This window comes from Arthrobacter sp. LAPM80, assembly GCF_046736435.1.
GTDB lineage: Bacteria > Actinomycetota > Actinomycetes > Actinomycetales > Micrococcaceae > Specibacter.
Map to the genome: position 1 here is coordinate 178,175 of NZ_JBCHVD010000006.1, position 24,912 is coordinate 203,086.

Sequence of the window (24,912 nt, forward strand, 5' to 3'; positions counted from 1 at the left end):
AGATTTGCCCTCATGAGCAATGGTGATATTACGTTCCACACCCGCAAGTGGGTCCGCCCGGAGGATCTCAACGCCAACGGCACCCTCTTCGGAGGAAGTTTGCTGCGCTGGATCGATGAGGAAGCGGCGATCTACGCGATCGTCCAACTCGGCAATGGCATGGCCGTCACAAAATACATGTCGGAGATTAACTTTGTCTCCTCCGCCGAACAAGGCGACCTCATTGAAATGGGACTGACCGCAACCCAGTTTGGCCGCACGTCGCTGACCATGCGCGCCGAGGTGCGCAACATGTTCACCCGTGAATCAATCCTGACCATCGAGAAGATCGTCTTCGTCAACCTCGGCACCGACGGAAGGCCGGCGCCGCATGGCTTCGATTCCATCACCTACGACCGGGACAGGATCCCCACTAAGCACCTGAAGCATTTCGGGACCAAAGAGGCACTCCCGGATGCACAGCAGGGCTAGGTCGTTGCCTCTGTCTGCCGGGATTGCTGGAAGGCAACGATCCGCTCGAAACCTTCCCGGACGGCGTCGTACCCTGCCGCGAAGCTCAACCTGACAGTGTTCCGGCCGGCCACGTGGTCAAAGTCGAGTCCAGGCACCACCGCCACTCCGGCTGATTCAAGCAGCGCGGAACAGTAGGCGGCGGAATCGGCAAATCCGTCCATGGCTGCGCCCAGGTTGGCGTAGAGGTAGAACGCACCGTCGGCCGGTGCGGCATCGCCCCAGCCCAGCCTGTCCAGATTGGCCAGCAGGTACTGGCGCGTTCGGGCGAACTCGCCAACGCAGGCGTCAGCCTCGGCGTACGCCTGATCGCCAAACGCCTCAAGCGCGGCCATTTGGGCCGGCGCCGGCGGGCACAGCGCCACGTTTCCTGCCAGCGCATCCACGGCGTCGATAAGGTCGTCAGGCACAATCGCCCAGCCAAGCCGCCACCCCGTCATGCCCCAGTATTTGGAGAAGCTGGACACCACTGCGCCCGAACGTTCCAGTTCCCAGGCACAGACACCCCGGGGGTCCTCGGCGCCCGGGGCGGGGTACGTGATGCCGTGGTAAATTTCGTCACTGACAAGCCGCACCCCGTTGTCCGAACACCAGCCGGTCAGGACCGCCAATTCGGCGCGCGAGACCATGGTTCCCGTCGGGTTGGCAGGGGATGCCAGAACCAGCCCCGCCAGCGGCCCGTGCTCCCTGGCTGCCGCGTCCAACAGGGCGGGGGTGGGCTGGAAGCGGGTGTCGGCCCCGGCGTCGAGCTCCACCACCTGGATGCCCAGGGCCTTGAGGATGTTTTTGTACGCGGGGTAGCCCGGCCGCGCAAGCGCCACCTTGTCCCCGGGGTTGAACGCGGCAAGAAAAAGCAGCATGAACGCGCCGGATGATCCCGTGGTGACAGCCACGTTCCTGACTGGAACGTCGATTCCGTACCAGCGCTTGTAATGGCCGGCAATGGCCTGGCGCAGTTCTGCAATGCCCAGGGTCGGCGTGTAGCTCAGCGGCATGCCGGAGCCGTGGATGGCCGCAGCCCGGGCCGAAACAGCACTGGGCGCGCCGCCGCCAGGTTCGCCCGCGCACAGGGAAATGACGTTCCGGCCCTCGGCACGGAGGTCTGCAACACGCGCCAGGATGTCCATGACGGCGAAGGGCTGCACCTGGGCACGGCTGGCAACGGTGGGTGGCTTGCGCATGGGTCTCCTGGAATTGCCGGTGCACACGGGGTGCAGCTGAAACGGACCAGGTTCCAGCTTGTCATACGCAACTGCCAATTCCCCTACGCTTAAAGGGTGAGTGAATACATCGATCGCAGCCCGCAGGAACTGGTCCAACCCATCATTTTGCTTGTTGACAGGGAGGAACCTGCCAGCGAACAGCACGGCATCGCCGCGGCGGCGTTGGCCTCGGTGCAGGCTTACTTAAACGATCCGGAAAATCCCGACTGGCGGGTTTGGGCCGACGGCCACTTCGCAAAGTCGGTGCGCCGGGCAGACGCCAAGACGTTCGCCAAGGTCCTTACAGCCTTCCCCGACCATGCTTTGGCCACGGTGGGCGAGGGTACCGCCGCCGGCCTTCCCCCGATGCCTGCCGGGGAACTGCCCAAGCTGATCGCGAAATTGCAGGTTTCCGGCACTCAGTTGCCGCCCGGCGAGCCGCTTCCCCCGCAGCCGCTGACCATTGTCCTGAACGCCTCGCTTGAGATGTCCACGGGCAAGTCAGCAGCACAGGCAGCACATGCGCTCTTCGCCTGGGTCTTGGAAACCAAGCCCGCCACCGTCGAGGCCTGGATCGCTGCAGGGCGCCCTCTGGGCGTTCTCGGGCTCCCGGCGAAGGAGTTCCGCAAGGGTGCGCGGAAGTCGGCCGGCCCGGTCATCCAGGACGCGGGACGCACCGAGATTGAGCCAGGTTCCACCACCGCGTACGTCACGACGTCCAAATCGCGGTAGGGAATGTGCAACTCACACCGGGCGGTACCAACGGTTCACGTCCAGGGCGGCCCTGGATGGGGCCGGGTCCGAGCCCACATTCCGCAGGGTTCCGCGGTATACATACCCACACCAAGGCAGGAATGCACTTCGACCAGGGCATGCGGGGCAACGTACAGCCCCTTTTCGGTGCGAATCCGGTAAATGAATGGTTCAAAGACTGTGGTGACCACCTCGCAATCACACAGTGCGCCAAGATGTTCCAACCACGTCACGATGTTGAACTGCCCCGAAAGACGACAGCTCCCGAATTGCAGCATCAGGGACTGTCCCCGGCAGCCCGCAACCACTCTGCGGCGGATGAAGCAGGCCAGGCACTCCCCCGCTGCAGGCTCTGAACATTGAGGCAGCGTTGTCGATATTTGCAGTTCCTGCGGTGTGGCAGCCATGGTGGATTCCTTCCTGAAGAATCCAGCTTCGCTGAAGGCATGCCCTCCCACCAGTGGCCGGGCGCCGTAGGTGAACAGCTGCCCTGCCAGGCCCTGTTGTGGAGGAACACAACCACCGCTTAACGAAAGAACGACGCCGGAACCTGTGTTCCGGCGTCGTTCTTTCGTATCGCTTTACTCGGCTGCTGCGAGCTGACCGCAGGCGCCGTCGATTTCCTTGCCGCGGGTGTCCCGCAGCGTGGTGGGCACGCCGTGTTCGATCAGCGTGTCGATGAATTCCGCCATGACGGCCGGCTCGGAGGAGGTCCAGATGGAACCGGGGGTCGGGTTCAGCGGGATCGGGTTCACGTGGACCCAGCCGCGGCCGCGCGCATTGAGCTTCTTCGCCAGAAGCTCGGCACGCCACGGGTGGTCGTTCATATCCTTGATCAACGCGTACTCGATGGAAACGCGGCGGCCGGTGACCTTGTAGTAGTTGTACGCCGCATCCAGTGCGTCGTCCACCTTCCACTTGTCATTGACGGGGATCAGCTCATCGCGCAGCTCGTCATCAGGGGCGTGCAGTGACAGCGCGAACGTGATGGCGACACCTTCCTGGGCCAGCAGGTTGATGGCCGGGACAAGGCCAACCGTTGAAACAGTGATGCCGCGGGCTGACATGCCCAGGCCCTCGGGACCGTCGGCAACCATCCGGTGCACGGCCCGCATGACGCGCTTGTAGTTGGCCAGCGGCTCGCCCATGCCCATGAAGACAATGTTGGTGACGCGCTCGGCATCGTGGCCGCCGTCGCGGCGCAAGTTGCCCAGGCCGCCTTCTGCGATAACCCGGTTTGCCTGGACGATCTGGTCAAGGATCTCAGCCGTTGACATGTTCCTGGTCAACCCTGCCTGGCCCGTGGCGCAGAACGGGCAGTTCATGCCGCAACCGCACTGGCTCGAGACACACAAGGTGACGCGGCCCGTGTAGCGCATGAGCACGGACTCAACGAGGGAGCCGTCGAAGAGGCGCCACAGGAACTTGATGGTGTCGCCGTTGTCAGTGGTGAGGCGCTTGACCTCTGTCAACAGCTTGGGGAACATGGTGTCCACAATCTCGGCGCGACGGTCCTTGGGGAGGTCGCTCATGAGTTCGGGATCGGTGGTGTAATGCTGGAAATAATGCACCGAGAGCTGCTTGGCACGGAACGCCGGCAGGCCCATCTCCTTGAACTTCTCTTCACGCTCGGCCAGCGTCAAGTCGGCCAGGTGCGTCGGCGGCTGCGTCACGCGCGGAGACTTGAACTGCAGCAGCGGGCGGCCACCCGGGTCCTTGGCCTGCTTCCAGCCCTCCGTGGCAGGCATGACCTGCGCCGCGCGGCGAACGGGGCGCCTCTTGGCAGCGGTCGCGTCGGGGGCAGTCGTGGCGGGTGCGTCGACGGCGGGGCTGGGGGTGTTTTTGGGGGAAGTCATCCTTTCCATTGTCCCCCATGCGTCCCCGCGGTGTCCCGTGTTCGCCGCGAAGATCACATTAATGCTTTTTTGGGCAGGCGTTCCGGGATTTTTGCGGTGTTCCGGGCATGACTCCAACGGCGGCAGGGCGGTGCCGCCGTTGTGCCGGGTGCTCTTTAGTCCACGAATTCCGATTGGGTCACGATGAAGTCCCATTCGCGCTGCGTCAGGGACCCGCCGGTCAGGCTTCCACCGGCGGCTTCCACGGCCGTGAGCACATGACCCGGCACCTCGGATGCTTCCGTATTCTCACGCAGCCACTGCTTGGCCGGCAGGTCAAGCTCGCGCCACCACAGATGAATTTCCACTTCAGCCACCACCTTAGGATGTTATTCAACGCTATGCCTGTTTGGCGCTGAGTTCAACGGCTGGTGTCACCCTGGAACAACGACGGCGCGCGCCCAGCCCCTCGCCCGGCAGGTGCACCACGATGGCTGCTTTCACTACAACCACCCCTTGGTACGTGAACGTCGGAAACTGGGGCCCGTTCAGGCCAGCGACACGAGCGCGAAGACCACGGCGAGCAGCGGGAAGGCGAGCTGCACCAGTGCCGCCTTGGCCTTGGCCGGCGAGGAGATCAGCAGCACCAGGCCCGCGGCGAGGAACAGGTTGTAAAACCCCTGGTTGAAAGCCAGCTCCTTCGTGGCGTTTGCCTCCTCCTGGGAGGTGCCAAAGGTCTTCCGCGTGCCAGGCGCAGTCCAGCGCACCGATTCCAACACAAAGATGTACACGTGGACCAGTGCGGCAAGTGCGGCGAAAATCAGGGCTGTAAGAAGCATGTCGGGTCCTTGCGATCGGTGCGCTCAGCCGCGCGGAATGTTGCGAAGGTTCGATCGGGCCATGCTGACAACCTCGCCGGCGCCCTTATTAAGGACAATCTTGGACAATGCCGTGGCAAAGCCAAGCACCTGCCCGCCCTTGATCTTCGGCGGAATGGACAGTGCCTGGGGGTCGGTGATCAATTCCACCAGTGCCGGGCCGTCGTGGGCGAAGGCCGCCCTGTAGGCGTCTGCAATGGCAGCCGGGTCTGTGACCCTGACGGCATGGAAGCCCAAAGCCGCGGCGACTGCCGCATAGTTGACGTCAGGCACGTCCACGCCAAAGTCCTGCAGCCCGTCAACCAGCATTTCCAGCTTCACCATGCCAAGCGTTGAATTGTTGAACACCACCACCTTGATGGGCAGCTTGTGGGTGGCGGCCGTGATCAATTCACCCAACAACATGGACAGGCCACCATCGCCGGAGATGGAGATGACCTGGCGGCCGGGGTACGCCGACTGGACCCCGATGGCCTGCGGCAGCGCGTTGGCCATTGAACCGTGCAGGTAGGAGCCGATCAGCCGACGGGTCCCCAACGGGTTGATGTAGCGGGCACTCCACACGTTGCACATGCCTGTATCGGCGGTGAAGATGGCATCCTCGGCGGCAATCTCATCCAACAGGGACGCGGCATATTCCGGGTGGATGGGCACCAGCTTGTCGGCCTTGCGTGTGTAGGCGCCAACAGCCTTGTTCATGAGGCGGTCGTGTTTTTTCAGGATCGCATCCAGGAACCTGGAGTCCTTTTTCTCCTCGACCAGGGACAGCAGCGCCTCGATCGTGGGCAGGACGTCGCCGTGGACGGCAAGGTCCACATCCGTGCGGCGCCCGAGGCGTTCCGGTGCCCTGTCCACCTGCGCGGTGCGGGTCCCGGGCAGGAACTGGTCGTAGGGGAAGTCCGTGCCAAGCAGGATCAGCAGGTCCGCGCCGGCAATGCCCTCCGCCGCCGCCCCGTACCCGAGGAGTCCCGTCATGCCAATGTCGAAGGGGTTCTGGTACTGGATGAAGTCCTTGCCGCGCAGGCTGTGGCCGATGGGCGCCTTGATCTTCCCGGCCAGGGCCACCACCTCATCATGGGCGCCCTGCACGCCGGCGCCGGCAAAGATCGCCACCTTGTCCGCGCCGTTGATGGCTGCGGCGAGGTCCCTGACGCTTTCGGGGTCGGGCACCAGGGTAGCGTGCCGCAACGGGCGGGCCATGGGCGACGGCGCCGTGGCGGGCAGGCTTGCCACGTCGCCGGGCAGTGTCACGACGGCCACGCCACGCAACCCCACGGCATGTTGGATGGCGTTGTGGAGCACCCTCGGCGCCTGGTCTGAGGTACTGATGAGCTCCGAGTAGACGGAGCATTCCTCGAAGATCCTGTCAGGGTGGGTCTCCTGGAAGAAACCGCTGCCGATCTGTTTGCTGGGAATGTGGGATGCGATGGCCAGGACAGGGGCGCCGCTCCGGTTGGCGTCGTAGAGTCCGTTCATCAGGTGCAGGTTGCCAGGTCCGCAGGACCCCGCACATACGGCGAGTTCACCCGTCAGCTGGGCTTCGGCGCCCGCGGCAAAGGCGGCGGCTTCCTCGTGGCGGACGTGGATCCAATCGATCCCGCCATTGTTGGAGCCGCCGGTTTTTCGCACGGCATCCACAAGCGGGTTCAGGCTGTCCCCCACAATCCCGTAGATGCGCCGCACGCCGGCGGCCTGCAGCTGCTCGATCAGTTGGGTTGCAAGTTCATTGGCCATGGCCGGCTCCCTGGTGGTTGGGTGACTCCCGCGAACACTTAGGGCCAATATAATCCCCGACCTTGCCACACGGCGGGAAAGGCGCAGGCAATTCGCCCGCACCCGGCGGCTGAACTTGCGCAGCGGCGCACGGCACGGCCCTCGCCGTCGGCGAAGTCCTTGCCACAGTCACACTCGACGATGCCCAGGAAATCGCTAAGCTGGCAGTGTCGGCCACGAGCCCGGCGGACCCCCTTCCGCCATCACCACCCCGTCCCCAGGAGGAACCCATGTCCGAACGTAAAGCAACAGTCGCCAGCAGCTCAGGTCTGCACGCCCGCCCCGCCTCGCTCTTTGCCGCGGCCGCCGGCGAATTGGACGTTGAGGTCACCATCGCCATGGATGGCGCACCGGCCGAAGACGCCATGGATGCCAGCAGCATCCTGTCCTTGATGACCCTGGGCGCCGAACACGGCAGCGTGGTTGTCCTGCGCGCCGAGGGCGACGGCGCCGACGCCGCCCTGGATTCCCTGGTTGCCATGCTTGAAACGGATCTCGACGCGCTCTGAGAGGTTCAGCCGCCGGCCACGGATTGCATGATCATCACTTCCTGGCCGGCGGCAACGGGCGTTTTCAGACCTTCAAGGCGGCGGACGTCATCACCGCTGACGTAAATGTTCACGTACCTCCGCAGCGCCCCTGTCTCATCGCGCACGCGCCGGTTGAAAACGGGAAATTCGCCGCCAATCGCGTCCAGCAGTTCGGCTACCGTTGCGCCAGGTTCGGCGGCAAGGCGCAGTTCCGCGCTGCCTCCCACCAGGGGCCGCAGCAGGCTCGGGACCAAGACGTTTACCTCAGACACGGTTGCCCCGCTCACAGTTCGAGAACGGCGGCACGGACACACAGGACGTCGGGCAGGCGCGCCAGGACTTCGGCAAAGTGCTCGCCCTCATCGGCGCTGGCATAGACGGAGCCGCCGCGGGTGCCAAAGTACATCCCCACAGGTTCGGCCGTGTCCACAGCTGCCGCGTCCCGCAGGACCACGTTGTAGTCGGGCTCCGCCAGGCCCAGGGCCAATCGCTTCCAGGACGCCCCGCCGTCGTCAGTTCTGTGCACGGCAAGCTGCCCCTGCGGCGGGATCCTTTCACTGTCGGCCATGATGGGGACAACCCAGGCCGAGCCAGGACGGCGAGGATGGGCCACCATGGTGAAACCAAAGTCGGTGGGCAGGCCGTCGGCAATGGAAGTCCACGTGTCGGCGTTGTCGTCGGAGCGGTAGACGCCGTGATGGTTCTGCGCATACAGGACCTCGGCATGGACGGGATCCCGGGCAATTTTGTGCACGCATTGGCCAAATTCGAGCTGTTCACCGGGCATGAATTTGGCCCCGATACCCTGATTGCGGGCCATCCACGATTCGCCGCCATCGGTGCTCCTGTACACGCCGCCTGTGCTCATGGCCACGTGGAGGGTGCTTGGATCGGAGGGGCTCGGGAGAACGGTGTGTGCGGCCGCGCCACCGTATCCGGCACCCCATTCCTGACGGTGTGGATGGTTCCACAGGCCGCGGTTCAGCTCAAAATGCTCCCCACCGTCGGTTGATTTCCACACGGAAATGGGTTGGCAGCCTGCCCATACGACACCGGGTTGTCCAGCACTGTCGGGCTGGATCTGCCACACCCGCTCGAGCGCGGCCCCGGTGTCGGGCGGGAAGGTGATGGCGCCGTCGTCGGGTTCGGTCCATGTGGCGCCCAGGTCATCGGAGTGCGCCACCGTGGGTCCCCAATGTTCGCTGCGGACGCCAACCAGGATGCGGGTGCGCCCGTTGCGAGTGTCAATGCCGATGCTGGGGATTTCAAGCATCAGGAAATGTGGACCGGTGAACGTGTACGTTGCCCTGTCGGTGCTGGTGCCCAGCCACAGGCCCTTTTTCGTGCCAACGGCCAGAATAATCGTTTGTGCGCCATCGTTGCTTGCCATTCCTTCATTCGATCACCCCCGCCCCGGACCATCAAGGGTTTCGCGCCGGTAACTTCGCTGTCTGCTGCGCCAAGGATGGGCCTCCCGCACCGGTAGTTGACATCCTCCCCGCAGAAAATGACAGTTGGAACATGGCAGCATGCGCTGACTCGATGGACGCCACGATCGTCAACGTTGCCTGCCGACCATTGGGCGGGAACTGCACACGTCCAGATCGGCGCTGCAGTGGACGGTTGACGGGTGCCTGCCGACCCTGGCCAGTTTCCTGCTTCTATCCGGGTCCATGGCCTAGGTGGTTCCATGTTGAACCCGGTGACCATGTCGATCATCACCAACACCTTCACCGACCGCAAGGAACGGGCGCGGGCCGTGGATCCCCGCGCCGTTCATCGACCTGCGCTTTTCCACAGCGTCCCGTTCACATCCGCCACACTGACGGCCGTGCTCGCTTTCTTCTCGTGGGGCGCGTTCCTGTTCATCAATGCCCTGTACCTGCAGGAAGTTCGCGGCCTCTGCCCCTTGCATACGGGCCTCTACATGCTGCCCATGGCCCTGTCCACGCTTGTCTTTTCCCTGCTTTCGGGCCGCCGGGTGGGGAGGCTCTACACGCGCCCTTCCCTTGTCAGTGCCACCCTCCTGATCGCGGCGAGCGGTGCGAGCATGACATTCCTTGACGCGCATACATCCAGCGCGGCCCTTTTTGCCTCGTACATCCTGTTGGGTCCGCCTACATCCTGTTTAGTCTGGGCTTGCCCCAACGAGCCGGCAGGCCGGCATTTCCCTTGGCGTGGCACTGGCCGGGACGGTGACAGGGGCCGGCGCGGCGCATGCCATTACGGCGTCGTTCGCGCCCGCCACCGACCCCCTGTGGCGGATCGTGATCGGCTGCTGGCTGGCGATTGTTGCCCTGGGGATCGCGTCCACCACCGCATGGGCCCGGGGAAGCGCGGAGCGGATCAGTGGACTCTTGGCGGAACCACCGGCCGGCCACCCCTGAATTGATACCCCCATGGGGTAATTGACATATACCCTATGGGGGTATAGATTCGAAGCATGGACACAGAAGAGCGCACCTACGGATACTCAGAGGAAAAACAGGCCTACCTCCGCCGTCTTAAGAGGGCCGAGGGCCAGGTCCGCGGCATAGCCCGGATGATTGAGGAAGACAAATACTGCATCGACATCCTCACCCAGATGGCCGCCGTCAACAAGGCCCTGCACGCCGTCAGCATCGGTCTGCTCAACGACCACATCGGGCATTGCGTGGTCGGGGCAGCCAACGAATCAGCCCAGACAGGTAACCCGGAGATCGTCTCGGGCAAGGTCGCCGAAGCCACCGCCGCCATTTCCCGCCTACTCAGGAGCTAACACCATGAGCAACACCACCACCATCAACGTTTCAGGCATGACCTGCGGCCACTGCGTCAGCTCGGTCATCGAAGAACTGACCGAACTCAAGGGCGTCGAAAACGTCGCGATTGAGCTGAATGCCGGGGGCATCTCCGAGGTCACCATCACCTCCACCCTGACCCTTGACCCCGCGGAAATTGGCGAGGCAGTGGCCGAAGCCGGCTACCTCATGGTCGCCAACAACGCCTAACCGCCAATAAGTTAAGGAGCGCCATGAGCGCCTCAGGCATTTCGTCCCCCACCGCCACAACCGGTCCCCGCCTGGTCGAGATCGACATCGAAGGCATGACCTGCGCCTCGTGCGTCGGCCGGGTTGAGCGCAAACTGGGCAAACTCGACGGCGTCAGCGCGTCCGTGAACCTCCCGCTCGAGTCGGCCCAGGTCACGGTTCCCGCCGGCATCACCGACCAGCAAATCCTCGACACCGTCAAGGCCACCGGATACACGGCGCGGCTGAAGAATCCCCCGCTCCCCGCACCAACTCCAACGCACGACGTCGACCCCCGCTCGGCGCACGGCCCGCACCCAGGTGCCGCGCAGGACAGCGCTGCCGCACCGGTAGACCACGGCGGCACCACCGACACTCTGCGCCCGCGCCTCACCCTCGCCGCAATCCTGACCATCCCGGTCTTCCTGATCTCCATGTTCCCGGCCCTGCAGTTCCCGCAATGGGGCTGGGCCGTTGGTGCCCTGACGCTGCCGGTGGTGACGTGGTCGGCCTGGCCGTTCCACCGGGCGGCCGCCATCAACGCCAGGCACTTCGCCTCCACCATGGACACGCTGGTGTCGATCGGTGTTAGCGCCGCATTCCTGTTTTCGACCGTCACCATGTTCATGGATCCGATGCTGACAGCACAAGGCTCCGACATGAAAGGGCACGCGCCACTCTACTTTGAGGTGTCCGCCGTCGTCGTGACGTTCCTGCTGCTTGGCCGTTACCTCGAGGCGAAGGCGAAGGCGAAGGCCGGCGACGCCCTCAAGGCGCTGTTGAGCCTTGGTGCCAAGGAAGCCACTGTGCTCCGTGACGGCGTCGAGGTCAAGATCCCGGCGTCCGCGCTCGAAGTCGATGAGATCTTCGTGGTCCGACCCGGCGAAAAGATCGCCACCGACGGCATCGTCACAGACGGCACATCCGCCGTTGACACATCACTGATCACGGGCGAATCCCTGCCCGTGGATGTCACAGTCGATGACGCCGTCACCGGCGCGACGATTAACACCTCCGGCCGCCTGCTGGTGCGGGCCACCCGCGTCGGAGCCGAGACTACGCTCGCCCAGATGGGCAGGCTCGTCAGCGCCGCACAGGCAGGCAAGGCCCCCATCGCCCGGCTCGCGGACAGGATCAGTGCAGTTTTCGTGCCGATCGTGCTCGTCATCGCCGTGCTGACCTTCGCGCTGTGGCTGGTTTTCAGCGGCGACATCCAGGGTGCCTTCACGGCCGCCGTCGCCGTTTTGATCATCGCCTGCCCCTGCGCACTGGGCCTTGCCACACCGGTAGGCCTGCTGACAGGAACCGGCAGAGCGGCCCAGCTGGGCATCCTGATCAAGGGCCCGCAGGTCCTTGAGGACACCCGCACGGTGGACACCATCCTGCTGGACAAGACGGGCACCGTCACCGAGGGCAGGCTCGGAGTGGTGGACGTCGTCCGCCTCACCCAACTGCCCGAGGCCGAGGTGTTGCGTCTTGCCGGGGCAGTGGAATCCCACAGCGAGCATCCCATTGCCCACGCGATCGCGGAGTATGCCCGCACCCGCGGAGAGCTGCCAGAGGTTGCGGAGTTCAGCTCCTCCCCCGGCGGCGGCGTGCGTGCCGTGATTGAGGGACACACGGTGCTGGCCGGCCGAGCAGGGTGGCTGGAGGAAAACGGCGTCGAGCCTTCCGCCTCCGACCGCGCAGCCCTGCTCATCCAGCAACAGCGCGGCACCACCGCCATCTGGGTCGCGGTTGACGGCAAGGCTGCCGGGCTGATCGCCCTCAAGGACACCATCAAGGCCGGTTCCGTGGCGGCCATTGCCACGCTGAAGGGACTGGGCCTGCGGCCCATCCTGCTCACCGGCGACAACGCGGCTGTTGCGGCCCAGGTTGCTGCAACCGTTGGCATCGCACCGGAAGATGTGTTCGCCGACGTCCTGCCCGAAGGCAAGGTCGAGGCGGTCAGGAAGTTGCAGGCGGCAGGGGCCACTGTCGCCATGGCCGGCGACGGCGTCAACGACGCTGCAGCGCTGGCACAGGCGGATCTGGGCATCGCCATGGGATCGGGCACCGACGTCGCCATTGAGGCAGCGGACCTGACGGTCATGGGCAACGACCTCGGCCAGGTCGCCACGGCCATTGCCCTCTCGCGGAAAACACTTGGCACCATCAAAACGAACCTGTTTTGGGCGTTCTTCTACAATGCGATCGGCATCCCGGTGGCAGCCCTTGGACTGCTCAACCCCATGATCGCCGGGGCCGCGATGGCCGCCAGCTCAGTCCTGGTGGTCGCCAACTCGCTGCGATTGCGGCGCTTTGGCAGCTAGCCCCTCCAGAAATGGCCCCGTCTGATCGCCCTGGCTTGATGGAGATGCGCCAAGGTCTACAACGTATCCCGGTCCCCTCCGGACGGGCCCGCGAAGCTCGTCAAGTCGGACCATGACAACGCCAAACATAATGAACAGACCGCCAAGCAGCTGCACCAGCCGCGGCAGTTCGCCCAGCAGGATCCATGCCCAGACCACGGCAAATAGCACCTCAAACAGGGCGACGAAGGATGCAACCTTCGACCCAAGCCCCCGCGTTGCAACAATCCCCACAACGTAGGCGAATACGGTGGTGAGGAGCACAAGGCCAAGCACGGGAACCAGCCAGGACACCTGATGCCCGGCAAAAACGGGGCTGTCGAAGGAGAAGGCCATGGGCAGCGCACCCACCACGCCGAGCCCGATGATCATCACGGCACCGACGGCCATGCCGCCCCCCGCCATGAGGATCGGCGGCACGTTGTCACCTTTGCGGGCCGACATCACAAAGTACACGGCCGAGCACACCGCCGCGGCAAGCCCCCACAGAATGCCCTCAACGCTGACCTTCTGGCCTCCCACCAAATCAAGCACAAGCACCAGTCCGGCCATCGCACTGACGGCACCGGCGATTGTCAGCAGCCGGGGCCGCTGCCGCGTCATGATCCAGGCCCAGGCAACCAGCAGCACGGGCGAGAGGTACTCAAGCAGTAGCGCCACGCCCACCGAAAGGTGCTGGACGGCGTTGAAGAAGAACAACTGGCACAGCGCAATCGGCACCACGCCGTAGATGGCAATCCGCCCCAGCGAACCCTTCACATCCCGCCAATTGCGCACCAACGAGATGATGACGGGAACAAGAAGTACGACGGCGGCGCCGCCAATGCGCACTGCCACGGCCGCGCCGGGGGACCAGCCAACGTCAAAAAGTGACTTGGCGAAGGACCCCGACAAGGCAAATGCCGCGGCGGACACAAAGGCGAGCAGGAGGGCGGGCGAAGCCATAGCAGGGCGCCGCCCGGCGGCGGGCGCGGCGAAATTGGCTTTTGGCGAGGTCATAGGCATCCATATGTCAGCAGTGATAGGCGTTAGACTAATGACATTACGCCCGCGCAATGTCAGGAGTCAATGTGGTCTTTAGTCATGACACCGAGGTGGCCCTGCAATCCGCCGTCAATCTCATCAACACCGCACCCCTGGACGTCGACGCGGGAGGGAACGTAACGGGGACCGATTCGTTGGAAACCGTCGCCGACCTTGACCTCTTTGTGAGACAGGAACAATTCACCGGCTCACGGGAACATTCGGCCGCCGAGGTGGCTGCGGCGCGGGACATGCGCGGCGAATTGCGCACCATCTTCACGGCGGGCGAGGACACTGCCGTCGCCATGGTCAACGCCCTGCTGGCCCGCGCCGATGCCCTGCCGCAACTGGTCAGGCACGACCAATGGGACTGGCACCTGCACGCAACAGCGCCTGCCGCACCCCTGGCCCAACGCATGGGCGTTGAGGCGGCCATGGCCCTGGTGGATGTCATCCGGGGCAAGGAACTGCCCCGGCTCAAGGTTTGCGCGGCCCCCGACTGCGATGCGGTGCTGGTCGACCTTTCCAAAAACCGTTCCCGCCGGTATTGCGACACCGGCAACTGCGGCAACCGTGCCCACGTGGCCGCGTACCGGCGTCGTCAATCAGCCCGTAAATAAATCGAACGTACAGGTGATGGCAATGTTTGAGTCAAACACTGCCATCATCTGTACGTTCGAATGAGGGAAGTAAACCTTTACTTCATGGTTCCCGCGGACACCGAGCCCTGGAGCTGGCGCTGGAACAGGATGTACATGATCAGCACGGGAACAACAACGATGATCGCCGCTGCAAACAGCGAGCCGAAGTCCACCGCGTAACCCTGCTGGCCGGCGTAGGCCGCAATGCCCTGCGACAGCACGTAGTTCTTTGGGTTGGTATTGATGGCGACGGGGATCAGGTACTGGTTCCACAAACCCAGGAAGTTGAAGATCGCCACCGAAGCCATGCCCGGCTTGGCCATGGGCAGCATGACTTGGAAGAAGGTCCGCCATTCACCGGCGCCGTCAATCTGTGCAGCCTCGGCAATTTCGCTCGGGAGCGCCTTGAAGAAGGAGAAGAGGAAGAACACGGTGAACGGAAGCGCGAACGCAACGTAGACAATGATCAAACCGGGCAACGTGTTCAACAGACCCATGTTCTTCAGGATGAAGAACAAGGGCACGATTGCCAGGAAGATCGGGAACGTCAGGCCTGCGAGCATCAGGTAGTAGATGGCACGCGAGCCGGGGAACACGTAGCGGGCCAAAACGTAGGCACACATGGCGCCCAGCACCATCACAATGACGAGCGCAAAGCCCACCACGATAACTGTGTTGAAGAAGTATGAGCCAATACCGGCCGTGTTCCACGCATTGACGTAGTTCTCAAACTTCCAGTCAGCCGGGAGTGAGAACGGTGAAGCAAAAATTTCAGACGTCGTCTTGAAGGACGACATCAGGGTCCAGCCAAGCGGAATCAGCACCAGCAGGGCCCACAGGCTGAGCATGACGTGGGATACGCCCGCAACAACCTTATCCCCCTGGGTATCTTGCGCCTTGCGCTCGACATGCCCGGATGCGGAATGCTTCTTTGAAAGATTAATAGACATTATTCAGACACATCCTTGCTGCCGCCGGTCCAACGGTTCACCAGGAATACCAGTGCCGAGAAGATCAAGGTAATAGCTGCCAAGACCACGCCCATGGCACAAGCCAGGCCGAACTGGCCCTTGGAGAATGCCGTGGTGAAGAGCTTCTGGGACATGACGAGGGTTGAGTTGCCGGGGCCACCAGTGGAGTTCAGAACCGACATGTAGACGAAGGCGTCGAGGGCCAAAATACCCATGTAGACGTAGGCCGTCTGGATGTTGTCGCGAATCAGCGGGATCGTGATGCTGACGGCCGTGCGGAAACGGCCGGCGCCGTCAATGCGGGCTGCCTCAAACGTCTCGGCGGGAATGCCCTTGATGGCTGCGATGAATAGGATCATGTAGAAGCCCACAAAGCCCCACACAATGACGAACATCGAGGCGATCATGGCCGTGCGTGAATCACCCAGCCAGGCGTAGTCCTGGGCGGCATTGATGCCAATGCTTGTCAGGATGCCGTTGAGCAAACCGTTGCTGGGGTTGAAGATCTGCTGCCAAATGATGCCGATGACAACTGCCGGGATCACGTAGGGGAAGAAGGAGATGACACGGTAGAAACCGGAGCCCTTCAGGCCCTTGATCTGCCCGCGGCTGCTGCCGCCGATGGTGACCAACGTTGCCAGCACCAGGGACAGGATCACAGTGACGATAGGCAGGAATACCGCCAGGGTAATGCTGTTGCGTACCGAAATCATGAAGATGTCATCGTTGAAGAGCTTGACGTAGTTACCGAAGCCGACAAACGGCATCTTATTGTCGTAGCCACTCCAGCTGGTCATGGAGTAGTAAACGGCCTGAGCAAAAGGCGAGATTACAAAGACCAGATAGATCACCAAGGGCAGTCCAAGGAAGACTGCCATGAAGCTGACCTTGTCGAATGTCAGTTTTTTCCGGCGCCGCCGGGCAGCGGCGATGACGCCACTGCCCGACTTCACTTTGTTTGTTACTTGAGTCACTTCACTGCAATCTTCTTGACCGAGGAGTCGTTTGCAACCTTGTCGGTGATTTCCTGCAGCGCCTTGGTGAGGCCTGCAACATCGAGCTTGCCGTCGAGGAAGGAGTTCCACGGGACAAGCTGGTCGTTGTTCATGCCGTAAGTGTCAACGAAGTTCCAGGTGAAGATGTCCTTGCCGGCCTTCTCCAACATGGAGGTCTGTGAGACCAGTGCGGTGGAGCCGAAGCCGTCGGCGGGAACGGTGCCCTTGACGACAGTGGGCGCCAACTTTTCCTTGGCGAAGTTGGTTGCTGCTTCCTTGGAAAGCATGGTGCGGAGCAATTCCTTGCCAGCAGCAATGTTCGCACCCTTGCTGGGGACAACGAAAGGCTCGCCACCTGCTGAACGTACACCCGTCTGGGGGATCTTCGGGCTGGCGGAGACAACCGGCACGGGAGCGCCAGTCATTTCGAAGCCGGCCTTGGTCTGGTCCTTCATCTCGTTTTCGATCCACGAGCCTGACGGGTACAGCAGGGCCTTCTGATCGTTGGACCACTGCGCCTGCGCTGCGGTGAAGACGGTGCCGGCGCCACCGGGAGCGAACATTCCGGCCTTGACGATCTTTTCCATGGCGGTGAAGACGCTCTGGACGGCGGGCTGTGACCAGCAGTCGGGCTTCAGGTTTTCAAGTGACAGGCGAACTTCGTCGCCGCCTTCCTTGATGGCTGATTCGATGGCCATGGTCTGGTAGTACGTTGCGGCTTCCTTGCCCCAGACGAACAGGTACTTGCCCGCGGCCTTGGCCTTGACGCCGAGGTCGTATGCTTCGTCCCACGTGGTGGGAACGGTCCAGTTGTTCGTCTTGAACAGGCTTGCGGAGTACCACCATGCGTAAACGGTCAGCACGTAGTTGATGGCGGCGAGCTTGCCGTCGAAGGTGCCCGGCGCCAGCACGCCTGCGAACAGGGTGTCAGCAATCTTGGTGCCTTCGAGGTTGTTGGCGTCAACAACCGACTTGAGGTCCTCGAGCTGGTCCAGGATGGTGCTGAAACCGATGGACTTTGCGCCGGAGTTGTCGATCAGGTCCGGCGGGTTGCCACCGACGAAGCGGGGCTGCAGTTCCTGGGCGATGTCGGTTGACGGGTTGATGGAAACCGTCACTTCGGGGAAGTTCTTGGAGAAGATCTTGCCAGCAAAGTCGACGTAGTCGATGCCGTAGCCGCCCTTGAAGATTACCGCGTCGAGCTTGCCGGTCTTGGCTACACCAAACGGGTTCTTGGTGGGATCCACTTCGCCGCCGGGAGCAGCGCTGGTGGTGGTGTCACTGCCGCCTGCGCAGGAAGCCAGGGCTCCACCCAAGGGCAAAAGTACGGCGGTGGCCAGTGCTCCGCGAAGGAATCCACGGCGCTGCAGCGGCTTGTTCTGAATACTCATTCTTTGTACTGCCTTCCATTGATGATACGAGCGCTAAATCGGTACTACTTTGTACATTCACTGCGTTTCACTGCAACTCACTCGGCTGACTTCTCGCGCTGTAGCTTACGTCAACTACTGAGCTGCTGGAATCACGCCTCACGCCTGAGCCGGCCAGCATACTGGCCCACCAGTGCGGTATTGTGTTCGTCCCCGCCCGGGATATTTGCCGAAATATAAATGGGCGGTTTCTTCCCCGCACGGACCAGGCATTGAACCGTCTCAATCGTGAGCAACTGTGCAATGTATGCACCAGTGATCGATGAGACGGCACCAACACCTCCCCCGCCGGAAACTTCCAGGGTTGTGTCGCCAAACGGCGCCCTGTTATCGATAACAATATCTGCAATCTCACTGAGACGCATCCCAGAAGGGTGTTTTGTTTCGACAGCATTGGTGTGTTCGAGGCTTGTGACGGCAATGACCGTATGTCCACGTTCCTTGGCGGCAAGGGCCAGGCCAACGATGGAACCGTTCACGCCGGAGTTCGAGGCGATGATGAAAATATCTCGGGGGTCAACGAGCGACAGCTGGAAAAGCTCCTCGGCGACGCCGGTCTCGCGCTCCAGAACTGAGCCTTCAAGGGAGTCAAGTACCGCAACGTCGCGGTCGCCGTGCAGCACCAGGTCGCGCAGGGCAATCTTGCTCGTGGGGATCAACCCGCCGGCGCGGCCGGAAATCTCCATGGCAAAAGCCTCCGAGTGACCCGTGCCGAACGCCTGGATGACACCACCGGCGTCAAGCGCGTCGGCCATGGCGTTTGCAGCCTCATCGAGACCGCCGGCAACAGCCCATGCCGTGATTGCGTCAAGTCGTGCGGAAACTTCCAAACCAAAAATTGTCATTGAATCAGGCATGAACCTCGCCCTTTCCTGGGTTTCGCGGGGCCCTGTGGGCGCTGGCATCGGCACGTGCGGTCCGAGTCGGGCGCCTGTGCGGGGAAACGGCCATGGCTGAGGCCGCAAGTTTTGATGTGGTCTGGGCAAAGTTCACCTGGGCGACCAGTAAATAAATTAAGTCAATGACGAGCAGCTGCACGTGCTTGGCGGAAAGGTCATCCGGCTGCAGGAACTGCTCGTGGACGGAAGTGATGATGGACGCGTCGGCGCTGTCGGCCAACGGGGATCCGGGGTTGTTGCTCAAGGCCACGGTGAGGGCGCCCGCCTCGCCTGCCTCACGGAGCATTTGCAGAGTCTCCTCCGTGCGGCCCGTGTTTGAAATGCCGATGGCCACGGAATTCGAGTCCTGAATGGCCGCACTTGTCAGGCCCGCATGGACTTCAGACCAGTGGTGGGCGTTGATGCCAATCCGGTACAGGCGTGACTGCAGCTCCTTGGCCATGACGGCGCTGCCACCAATGCCGTAGATGTCCACGTGGTTGCTCATGGCAATCCGGCGGGCAATCTTGTTCATCAACGCCAGGTCCATGATGGCCGCCGTTTCCTCCAGCGACCGCGTGTGGGCATTGACAAGCGTGCTGAGCACATCACGCGCGGAGTCATCGGGGCCAAACGCGCGCCCGATGTCAGCCTTCCATGACTCCCTGGCGTCACTGCGCCCCAGGTCCGAGGCAATGCTGACCCTGAACGGGACAAATCCGGCGTAACCAAGCAGGCGGCAGAAGCGCGTCACGGTAGCGGGGGACGTTTTCGTCTTTTCCGCCAGCTCCATGATTGACAGTTCAAGCGGCGCCTGCGGGTTCTCCAACAGGAACGAACCGATTTTGGCCATGGCAGCCGGCATATCAGGTAGCTTTGCCTGAATGCGGTTCACGACGCCGGCAGCCGTTGCAGCTGCGGGAGGGGACGTGAAGACTGACATCTGAAAATCCGTTTCTTTTAGGGGGCTACGTAATGAAAACTATTATCATGCCCAATGTAAGTCAAGTCACACATCAGACACAGAATGGTAACGATGCTCAATTTCCTTGCAATTGATGCCGGCGGCACGTCCACCAGGGCGGTCATTTTGGACTCCGCCGGACACTGCCTGGGGTATGGTACGGCTGGGGGCGGAAACCCGGTTTCTAGGGGATTTGAGCCTGCTTTAGACGCTCTTTGCGAGGCCTCAAGGGAGGCCCTTGGCGACGTCCCGCGAACCCTCTCCGGGGCGCTTGTTGCCATGGCGGGCGCATCACTGGAACTGCCGTCACATTTGTACGGTCCCCGCTTTATTTCGCTCGGACTCATCGGAGAGGTCGTGATTGAATCTGATTTATTGGCGGCCTTTTACTCGGGAACCTATCAGGACGATGGGCGTGCCTTGATAGCTGGGACCGGCGCCGTTGGTGCGCGCATCAGTGGCAGCAGGCTCGCCGAAGTTGCCGATGGAACGGGCTGGCTCCTGGGTGATGAGGGATCCGGATTTTGGCTGGGCCGCGAGGTCGCGCGCGCCGTCGCGTCGGCGCTCGACGGCCGCGGCCGGGCCACCGCACTCACGGCGCTGGTCCTGACCGAGCTTGGCATCGCCGATGATCCGGGCACGCGCAGTCAGGGACGTTTTCGCACCCAACAGCAGCTGATCCTCAAGGTGTATGAGCGCAGCTCCATTGAGGTCTCGCGCTTTGCGCCGATGGTCTTTGCCGTCAAGGACGACGCCGTTGCCAAGGACATCATCGAGCGCGCGGCAGACGCCCTGGCGAGGACCCTGCTGGCTGTCAGCCGGACGGCCGAGGTCGGTGAGGCGGGAGGCGCGGTAACCGGGGAGGCGGGGGCCCCGCCGCTTGTTTTTGGCGGCAGTGTGCTCACCAAGGGAGGATCGGTTGCGGCCGGCGTGGTGGACCGACTGGCCGCGTCAGCCGGGTCGGTTGTGTCGCCCGTTTTGGTCGGGGACGGCGTGGTGGGTGCCGCCGTCATGGTGCTCAAGCGGCATGGAATTGATGTGGATGCGGCGATCTTTGCGCGTATCCAAGGCACCCTGGCGGGCTTGCGGGGCTAGCGCGGGCGGCTGCGGCAGTCGGCACACGGCCGGGCGCGCCACAGGTGGCGAAGCGGGAGGGGCACGGAAGGGGTCAGGCGGTGTCGCCCTCGGTCTTGTCCGCGTCCAAGGCAGCCTTCGCTGCGGCATCAGCCTTGTCCTGTGCCATGCGGTCCGAGGACCTGAGATTGACGCCGGATCCCTCGCTCAGGTGGGGATCATTTTCCTTGTGGCCCATGACCAGCAGGGATGCGACAAGCAGGGTTGCCACGAAGGCGATGCCAAAAGCTACGCCGCCAAGGTCCCAGCGAAGTCCATGCTTCGTGCCCCCGGCCGATACCACGAGGGTGACAAGGCCGGCCACTGCGCCCATGGCGAAGGAGAAGCTGAGGGGGAACTTGATGGAACTGCCTGGCTTCGGGTTCTGCGGCTCTACACTGCCCACAATTGGTCCTTTGACTTGTTTGGTGTTGCGCGCACCACGCGTTTCTACGCAAAGTAGAACATATGGTGTTTAGTTTACTGGGCTTTTGACTTGGCGGCATCATGGCGCAGCGTGAGCGCCGACAACATCCACAGTGCGCCCGACATCAAGGCTCCACCGCCCGCGACGCCCATGATCCCGTGAGGGCCGGCCGAGACGAAGAACGGCAGCAACAGCCCCGTGCCAAGGCCCAGGACGGCGGAGATGCTCCAGTCGCTGCGCAGTGGCGTCCTGCCGCCATCGGAGGACTTGTGCCGCGCCGAGAAAAGCTCGGCCACGCCCAGCGCTGCCAGCGCGGCCGCACAGAACCAGGCCGAGACCAAGGCGCTGACCGAAATGGCCACGACGACGGCGCTCATGGCCAGCAGGCCCGTGGCGCCAAGGAGTGCCAGCCTGCGGGCATCGCCGCGGGGCAGGTCCAGGGCACGCACGGTCAGGAACTGGGTGGCAGCCAGCGCCAGGAGGTAGATGGTGAAGGCGACACACAGGCCAATGGTGCCAGGTTCCGCCCAAAAGACCGTGACGAGGCCAAAAGCCAATGTGGCCAAGGCGCGCAACAGGATTGTTTGCCACAGCACGGGGCTCGCGGATGCGGCGGTGCGGGCATTGGCTGGCTGGGGAATGGCGGTTTCACTCACACATCAAGTCTAGCCGCGGCCGCCCGTTGCGCCGACCTGCATCCAACGGCCCGTACGGGCACGCAGCCCCAGCGTGAGCCCGCGCGCACCCATGTAGCCAATACTGAACGCCACCCAGACCCAGAAAAGCCCGGCGCGGGTGTCGCCGAAGCCCACGCGCGAGACCCACATGAGCAGCGGCACGTAGACCACAAGGTTGGCCAGGCCGGCCAAGGCAAGGTAGCGGGCGTCCCCCGCACCAATGAGGACGCCGTCGAGCACAAAGACGTAGCCGGCCAACGGCTGGCCCACCGCCATGACGAGCAGGGCGGCCGTTAGTGCGGCATGGACGCCCGGGTCGGTCGTGAAAATCCAACCCACGACGCCGGACACCGCGGCGAGTGCGATCCCCGTCACCACCCCAAAGCCGAGGCCCCATCTGGTCATGGTGCACGTCAACGCCCGCACCCCCAGGATGTTGCCCGCGCCGAGTTCCTTGCCCACAAGGGCCTGGGCTGCGATTGCAAGTGCATCGAGGGCGAACGCGAGGAAGACGAAAAGCGTCATGGCCAGCTGGTGTGCAGCAAGGTTTATGGGGCCCTGTGCCGTTACAATGACGACTGTGACAAGGATGGCCGCGCGCAGCGACAGGGTCCGCACCATCAGCCAGCTGCCAACCCGGGAAACGGCCCGGACTCCGGCCCAGTCGGGGCGCAGCCCGACGCCGTAACGGCGGGTCGCGCGGACGACGATGACGAGGTACACAACCGCCATTCCCCACTGTGCGATCACAGTGCCAAGCGCGGCGCCCGCCACCGACATCCCCAGCCCGTAGACAAAGGCGACGTTCATGGCTATGTTGACGGCGAACCCTGCAGTGGCCACGACCAGGGGTGTCCTAGTGTCCTGCAGGCCACGCAAGACGCCCATTGCGGCCATCACAAGCAGCATGGCGGGAATGCCGGCGAGGCTGATCGTGAAGTACTCGCGGGCATACCCGAGAACCTCGCCATCGGCACCCATGGCGCGGAGGATTCCACTGCCGCAAAATATGCCCGCGACCGCAAGCAACAGGCCCAGGACTGCTGCCAGCCACAGGCCGTCGCGCCCCACCGCGAGGGCATCGGCATGCCGGCCCGCCCCCAAAAGACGGGCGACGGCGGGGGTGGTGGAGTATGCCAGGAACACCATAAGTCCCACAATGGTTTGCAGGACCGTGGCGGCCAAGCCAACACCTGCCAGCTGCGAAACACCAAGGTGGCCCACAATGGACGAGTCGGCCAGGAGGAACAACGGCTCGGCAATAAGTGCACCAAAGGCCGGTATGGCCAGTGCCCGGATTGCCCTGGCCGTTGACTGGTTGGCCGTTGACTGGTTGACCGTTGGCCGGCCGGCGGATCCGGGACCAGCGTTCCGCGTCACTGTTTTGGGCATGGCTCAATTATATCGGGAGGGGCGGGCAGGTGGCCGGGGCGGCTAGTAGCCCCCGCCACCGCCGTCGTTTGCCATGTTGGCAAAGCGTGAATAGTGGCCCTGGAAGCCGACAACGATGGTCTTGGTCGGGCCGTTACGGTGCTTGGCCACAATCACGTCGGCCTCCCCAGCGCGGGCTGATTCCTTGTCGTAGATGTCTTCACGATGCAGCAGGATCACCATGTCCGCATCCTGCTCAATGGAACCGGATTCACGAAGGTCCGAAACCATCGGCTTCTTGTCGGTGCGCTGCTCGGATCCACGGTTCAGCTGCGACAACGCCACCACTGGAACCTGCAGTTCCTTGGCCAGCAGCTTTAGGGCTCGGGAGAACTCGGAGACTTCCTGCTGGCGCGATTCCACGCGCTTGCCGGAGGACATCAGCTGGAGGTAGTCAAGGATGACAAGTTTCAGGTCGTGCTGCTGCTTGAGGCGTCGGCACTTGGCTCGGATTTCCATCAGGGACATGTTGGGGGAATCATCGATGAACAGCGGGGCTTCGTTCATCCTGCCCATGGTCGTTGCGATCTTCGACCACTGGTCGTCCTTGACGGTTCCCTTGCGGAGGTCCTGCAGGCTGATGGTGGCCTCGGCCGAGAGCAGGCGCATGGCAATTTCGTTCCGGCCCATTTCCAGCGAAAACACCACGGTGGCCATGTTGTGGTCGATCGCAGCCGAGCGCGCCCAGTCAAGGGCGAACGTTGACTTGCCCACGGCGGGGCGGGCGGCGATAACAATCATCTGGCCCGGGTGTAGGCCGTTGGTCAGGTCGTCGAACTCGTAAAAGCCTGTGGGTACCCCTGTCATGCCTTCGCCCTTGTGCCCGGACGCCTCAATTTCATCCACCGTGGCTTCCATGACGTCCTTCAGGAGCACATAGTCCTCGGTGGTGCGGCGCTCGGCCACGGCAAAGATCTCGGCCTGCGCGGCGTTGACGGTGTCTTCAACCTCACCGTCCTGGGCGTAACCCATCTGGACGATCTTGGTTCCGGCGGTGACGAGCCGGCGCAGCACGGCCCGCTCGGCAACAATCTCGGCATAGAAACCGGCGTTGGCGGCAGTTGGCACTGACTGGATCAGTTGGTGCAGGTAGGCGGCGCCACCAATTTTGGTGATCTCACCGCGCTTGGTCAGCTCGTCGGCGATGGTGACGGCGTCGGCGGGTTCGCCGCGGCCGTAGAGATCAAGGATGGCCACGTAGATGCTCTCGTGCGCGGGCCGGTAGAAATCGTTTCCGCGCAAAACCTCAACGACGTCGGCGATCGCATCTTTGGAGAGCATCATGCCGCCGAGGACACTTTGTTCGGCCACGAGATCCTGTGGCGGGGTCCGGGCGAAGTCCGGTTCGTGGGAAGTTTTTGCTGATTCCTTGGCTGGAGCCGACATGTTTGGTGCCCTCTTTCTGCCCTGCTGGCCGGGCCCTTCACCGCCTGCTGGCGGTGCCATTCCTGGTGCGACTGCTCCTTGCCAGCTGGTACCGACAAAGTTGTCGTTGCGGAGAGGTCAATTGCAACGTTAGACG

General features: G+C 63.1%; 26 protein-coding genes. 9 read left to right on the forward strand and 17 right to left on the reverse strand.

All coding sequences use genetic code 11. From position 1 onward, the window contains the following. The first annotated feature begins 12 nt into the window (after positions 1-12). The gene (locus AAGW05_RS08625) at positions 13-471 is read left to right on the forward strand and encodes an acyl-CoA thioesterase (protein ID WP_411804096.1); all 459 of its coding nucleotides are present in this window, start codon (positions 13-15) and stop codon (positions 469-471) included. Here the strand turns inward: AAGW05_RS08625 and AAGW05_RS08630 are convergent. After that, positions 468-1,691, reverse strand: coding sequence for an aminotransferase class I/II-fold pyridoxal phosphate-dependent enzyme (locus tag AAGW05_RS08630; protein WP_411804097.1), 1,224 nt, complete (start codon positions 1,689-1,691; stop codon positions 468-470). The genes AAGW05_RS08625 and AAGW05_RS08630 overlap by 4 nt on opposite strands. 96 nt (positions 1,692-1,787) lie before the next feature. Here AAGW05_RS08630 and AAGW05_RS08635 point away from each other — a divergent pair, with 96 nt between their 5' ends. Further along, complete coding sequence (locus tag AAGW05_RS08635; RefSeq protein WP_411804098.1) at positions 1,788-2,444, forward strand: peptidyl-tRNA hydrolase; 657 nt, start codon at positions 1,788-1,790, stop codon at positions 2,442-2,444. Positions 2,445-3,046: 602 nt separating this feature from the next. On the opposite strand, the gene rlmN is transcribed toward AAGW05_RS08635, so the two are convergent. The 4 genes from rlmN to AAGW05_RS08655 all read right to left on the reverse strand — a co-directional run bounded on the left by rlmN (position 3,047) and on the right by AAGW05_RS08655 (position 6,912). Continuing rightward, positions 3,047-4,321 (reverse strand): 23S rRNA (adenine(2503)-C(2))-methyltransferase RlmN, encoded by a 1,275-nt coding sequence (gene rlmN, locus AAGW05_RS08640; RefSeq protein ID WP_411804099.1) that lies wholly within the window; start codon positions 4,319-4,321, stop codon positions 3,047-3,049. 155 nt (positions 4,322-4,476) lie between these two features. Then, positions 4,477-4,668 (reverse strand): hypothetical protein, encoded by a 192-nt coding sequence (locus AAGW05_RS08645; RefSeq protein WP_411804100.1) that lies wholly within the window; start codon positions 4,666-4,668, stop codon positions 4,477-4,479. Positions 4,669-4,848: 180 nt separating this feature from the next. Further along, positions 4,849-5,139: a DUF1304 domain-containing protein gene (locus AAGW05_RS08650; RefSeq protein WP_411804101.1), complete on the reverse strand. Its 291-nt coding sequence runs from the start codon at positions 5,137-5,139 to the stop codon at positions 4,849-4,851. Positions 5,140-5,163: 24 nt separating this feature from the next. Then, positions 5,164-6,912: a pyruvate dehydrogenase gene (locus tag AAGW05_RS08655; protein ID WP_411804102.1), complete on the reverse strand. Its 1,749-nt coding sequence runs from the start codon at positions 6,910-6,912 to the stop codon at positions 5,164-5,166. A 269-nt stretch (positions 6,913-7,181) separates the two neighbouring features. Here AAGW05_RS08655 and AAGW05_RS08660 point away from each other — a divergent pair, with 269 nt between their 5' ends. After that, complete coding sequence (locus AAGW05_RS08660; RefSeq protein ID WP_411804103.1) at positions 7,182-7,460, forward strand: HPr family phosphocarrier protein; 279 nt, start codon at positions 7,182-7,184, stop codon at positions 7,458-7,460. 5 nt (positions 7,461-7,465) lie between these two features. On the opposite strand, the gene AAGW05_RS08665 is transcribed toward AAGW05_RS08660, so the two are convergent. Together AAGW05_RS08665 and AAGW05_RS08670 are read right to left on the reverse strand one after the other, a co-directional pair. Next, positions 7,466-7,753 carry a MoaD/ThiS family protein gene (locus AAGW05_RS08665; protein ID WP_411804104.1) on the reverse strand — a complete coding sequence of 96 codons (288 nt, stop codon included), beginning with the start codon at positions 7,751-7,753 and terminating at the stop codon, positions 7,466-7,468. Between the two features lie 11 nt (positions 7,754-7,764). Further along, positions 7,765-8,871 carry a WD40/YVTN/BNR-like repeat-containing protein gene (locus AAGW05_RS08670; RefSeq protein WP_411804105.1) on the reverse strand — a complete coding sequence of 369 codons (1,107 nt, stop codon included), beginning with the start codon at positions 8,869-8,871 and terminating at the stop codon, positions 7,765-7,767. Positions 8,872-9,171: 300 nt separating this feature from the next. On the opposite strand from AAGW05_RS08670, the gene AAGW05_RS08675 reads away from it, so the two are divergent. From AAGW05_RS08675 to AAGW05_RS08690, 4 genes are read left to right on the forward strand one after another with little or no spacing between them, the layout of a single operon-like run. Next, the gene (locus AAGW05_RS08675; protein WP_411804106.1) at positions 9,172-9,873 is read left to right on the forward strand and encodes a hypothetical protein; all 702 of its coding nucleotides are present in this window, start codon (positions 9,172-9,174) and stop codon (positions 9,871-9,873) included. A gap of 51 nt (positions 9,874-9,924) precedes the next feature. Further along, the gene (locus AAGW05_RS08680) at positions 9,925-10,239 is read left to right on the forward strand and encodes a metal-sensitive transcriptional regulator (protein ID WP_411804107.1); all 315 of its coding nucleotides are present in this window, start codon (positions 9,925-9,927) and stop codon (positions 10,237-10,239) included. A gap of 4 nt (positions 10,240-10,243) precedes the next feature. Beyond that, on the forward strand, positions 10,244-10,471 hold the full coding sequence (locus AAGW05_RS08685) for a heavy-metal-associated domain-containing protein (RefSeq protein WP_411804108.1): 228 nt from the start codon (positions 10,244-10,246) through the stop codon (positions 10,469-10,471). 23 nt (positions 10,472-10,494) lie between these two features. Next, entirely contained in the window at positions 10,495-12,801 is a 2,307-nt protein-coding gene (locus tag AAGW05_RS08690; RefSeq protein ID WP_411804109.1) for a heavy metal translocating P-type ATPase, read from the forward strand. Here the strand turns inward: AAGW05_RS08690 and AAGW05_RS08695 are convergent. Further along, on the reverse strand, positions 12,751-13,839 hold the full coding sequence (locus tag AAGW05_RS08695) for an EamA family transporter (RefSeq protein ID WP_411804110.1): 1,089 nt from the start codon (positions 13,837-13,839) through the stop codon (positions 12,751-12,753). The genes AAGW05_RS08690 and AAGW05_RS08695 overlap by 51 nt on opposite strands. 71 nt (positions 13,840-13,910) lie before the next feature. Here AAGW05_RS08695 and AAGW05_RS08700 point away from each other — a divergent pair, with 71 nt between their 5' ends. Beyond that, positions 13,911-14,483, forward strand: coding sequence for a CGNR zinc finger domain-containing protein (locus AAGW05_RS08700; RefSeq protein ID WP_411804130.1), 573 nt, complete (start codon positions 13,911-13,913; stop codon positions 14,481-14,483). 77 nt (positions 14,484-14,560) lie between these two features. Here AAGW05_RS08700 and AAGW05_RS08705 read toward each other — a convergent pair whose 3' ends face one another. The 5 genes from AAGW05_RS08705 to AAGW05_RS08725 form a co-directional block, all read right to left on the reverse strand. Further along, a complete protein-coding gene (locus tag AAGW05_RS08705; RefSeq protein ID WP_411804131.1) occupies positions 14,561-15,352 on the reverse strand; it encodes a carbohydrate ABC transporter permease in 792 nt (263 codons plus the stop codon). A 101-nt stretch (positions 15,353-15,453) separates the two neighbouring features. After that, positions 15,454-16,353, reverse strand: coding sequence for a carbohydrate ABC transporter permease (locus AAGW05_RS08710; protein ID WP_411804132.1), 900 nt, complete (start codon positions 16,351-16,353; stop codon positions 15,454-15,456). A 92-nt stretch (positions 16,354-16,445) separates the two neighbouring features. Next, on the reverse strand, positions 16,446-17,861 hold the full coding sequence (gene ngcE, locus AAGW05_RS08715; protein ID WP_411804111.1) for an N-acetylglucosamine/diacetylchitobiose ABC transporter substrate-binding protein: 1,416 nt from the start codon (positions 17,859-17,861) through the stop codon (positions 16,446-16,448). A 131-nt stretch (positions 17,862-17,992) separates the two neighbouring features. After that, complete coding sequence (locus tag AAGW05_RS08720; RefSeq protein ID WP_411804112.1) at positions 17,993-18,757, reverse strand: sugar isomerase domain-containing protein; 765 nt, start codon at positions 18,755-18,757, stop codon at positions 17,993-17,995. Beyond that, a complete protein-coding gene (locus AAGW05_RS08725; protein ID WP_411804113.1) occupies positions 18,750-19,721 on the reverse strand; it encodes a MurR/RpiR family transcriptional regulator in 972 nt (323 codons plus the stop codon). Before AAGW05_RS08725 ends, AAGW05_RS08720 begins: the two co-directional genes overlap by 8 nt. 93 nt (positions 19,722-19,814) lie before the next feature. On the opposite strand from AAGW05_RS08725, the gene AAGW05_RS08730 reads away from it, so the two are divergent. After that, positions 19,815-20,837: an N-acetylglucosamine kinase gene (locus AAGW05_RS08730; protein WP_411804114.1), complete on the forward strand. Its 1,023-nt coding sequence runs from the start codon at positions 19,815-19,817 to the stop codon at positions 20,835-20,837. A gap of 73 nt (positions 20,838-20,910) precedes the next feature. Here AAGW05_RS08730 and AAGW05_RS08735 read toward each other — a convergent pair whose 3' ends face one another. The 4 genes from AAGW05_RS08735 to dnaB form a co-directional block, all read right to left on the reverse strand. After that, complete coding sequence (locus AAGW05_RS08735) at positions 20,911-21,261, reverse strand: hypothetical protein (RefSeq protein ID WP_411804115.1); 351 nt, start codon at positions 21,259-21,261, stop codon at positions 20,911-20,913. 74 nt (positions 21,262-21,335) lie between these two features. Beyond that, the gene (locus AAGW05_RS08740) at positions 21,336-21,938 is read right to left on the reverse strand and encodes a hypothetical protein (RefSeq protein WP_411804116.1); all 603 of its coding nucleotides are present in this window, start codon (positions 21,936-21,938) and stop codon (positions 21,336-21,338) included. Positions 21,939-21,947: 9 nt separating this feature from the next. After that, a complete protein-coding gene (locus AAGW05_RS08745; protein WP_411804117.1) occupies positions 21,948-23,351 on the reverse strand; it encodes an MATE family efflux transporter in 1,404 nt (467 codons plus the stop codon). A 42-nt stretch (positions 23,352-23,393) separates the two neighbouring features. Next, complete coding sequence (gene dnaB, locus AAGW05_RS08750; RefSeq protein ID WP_411804118.1) at positions 23,394-24,776, reverse strand: replicative DNA helicase; 1,383 nt, start codon at positions 24,774-24,776, stop codon at positions 23,394-23,396. Between the last annotated feature and the right edge of the window lie 136 nt (positions 24,777-24,912).

Bases quoted from the DNA above. Each gene is read 5' to 3' on its own strand.
- AAGW05_RS08625 (WP_411804096.1), top strand. From the start codon at position 13: ATGAGCAATGGTGATATTACGTTCCACACCCGCAAGTGGGTCCGCCCG.
- AAGW05_RS08685 (WP_411804108.1), top strand. From the start codon at position 10,244: ATGAGCAACACCACCACCATCAACGTTTCAGGCATGACCTGCGGCCAC.
- AAGW05_RS08745 (WP_411804117.1), bottom strand. From the start codon at position 23,351: ATGCCCAAAACAGTGACGCGGAACGCTGGTCCCGGATCCGCCGGCCGG.
- AAGW05_RS08630 (WP_411804097.1), bottom strand. From the start codon at position 1,691: ATGCGCAAGCCACCCACCGTTGCCAGCCGTGCCCAGGTGCAGCCCTTC.
- AAGW05_RS08690 (WP_411804109.1), top strand. From the start codon at position 10,495: ATGAGCGCCTCAGGCATTTCGTCCCCCACCGCCACAACCGGTCCCCGC.
- AAGW05_RS08705 (WP_411804131.1), bottom strand. From the start codon at position 15,352: ATGCTCAGCCTGTGGGCCCTGCTGGTGCTGATTCCGCTTGGCTGGACC.
- AAGW05_RS08695 (WP_411804110.1), bottom strand. From the start codon at position 13,839: ATGACCTCGCCAAAAGCCAATTTCGCCGCGCCCGCCGCCGGGCGGCGC.
- ngcE (WP_411804111.1), bottom strand. From the start codon at position 17,861: ATGAGTATTCAGAACAAGCCGCTGCAGCGCCGTGGATTCCTTCGCGGA.
- AAGW05_RS08720 (WP_411804112.1), bottom strand. From the start codon at position 18,757: ATGCCTGATTCAATGACAATTTTTGGTTTGGAAGTTTCCGCACGACTT.
- rlmN (WP_411804099.1), bottom strand. From the start codon at position 4,321: ATGACTTCCCCCAAAAACACCCCCAGCCCCGCCGTCGACGCACCCGCC.
- AAGW05_RS08710 (WP_411804132.1), bottom strand. From the start codon at position 16,353: ATGGCAGTCTTCCTTGGACTGCCCTTGGTGATCTATCTGGTCTTTGTA.
- AAGW05_RS08675 (WP_411804106.1), top strand. From the start codon at position 9,172: ATGTTGAACCCGGTGACCATGTCGATCATCACCAACACCTTCACCGAC.
- AAGW05_RS08660 (WP_411804103.1), top strand. From the start codon at position 7,182: ATGTCCGAACGTAAAGCAACAGTCGCCAGCAGCTCAGGTCTGCACGCC.
- dnaB (WP_411804118.1), bottom strand. From the start codon at position 24,776: ATGTCGGCTCCAGCCAAGGAATCAGCAAAAACTTCCCACGAACCGGAC.
- AAGW05_RS08670 (WP_411804105.1), bottom strand. From the start codon at position 8,871: ATGGCAAGCAACGATGGCGCACAAACGATTATTCTGGCCGTTGGCACG.
- AAGW05_RS08725 (WP_411804113.1), bottom strand. From the start codon at position 19,721: ATGTCAGTCTTCACGTCCCCTCCCGCAGCTGCAACGGCTGCCGGCGTC.
- AAGW05_RS08655 (WP_411804102.1), bottom strand. From the start codon at position 6,912: ATGGCCAATGAACTTGCAACCCAACTGATCGAGCAGCTGCAGGCCGCC.
- AAGW05_RS08680 (WP_411804107.1), top strand. From the start codon at position 9,925: ATGGACACAGAAGAGCGCACCTACGGATACTCAGAGGAAAAACAGGCC.
- AAGW05_RS08650 (WP_411804101.1), bottom strand. From the start codon at position 5,139: ATGCTTCTTACAGCCCTGATTTTCGCCGCACTTGCCGCACTGGTCCAC.
- AAGW05_RS08730 (WP_411804114.1), top strand. From the start codon at position 19,815: ATGCTCAATTTCCTTGCAATTGATGCCGGCGGCACGTCCACCAGGGCG.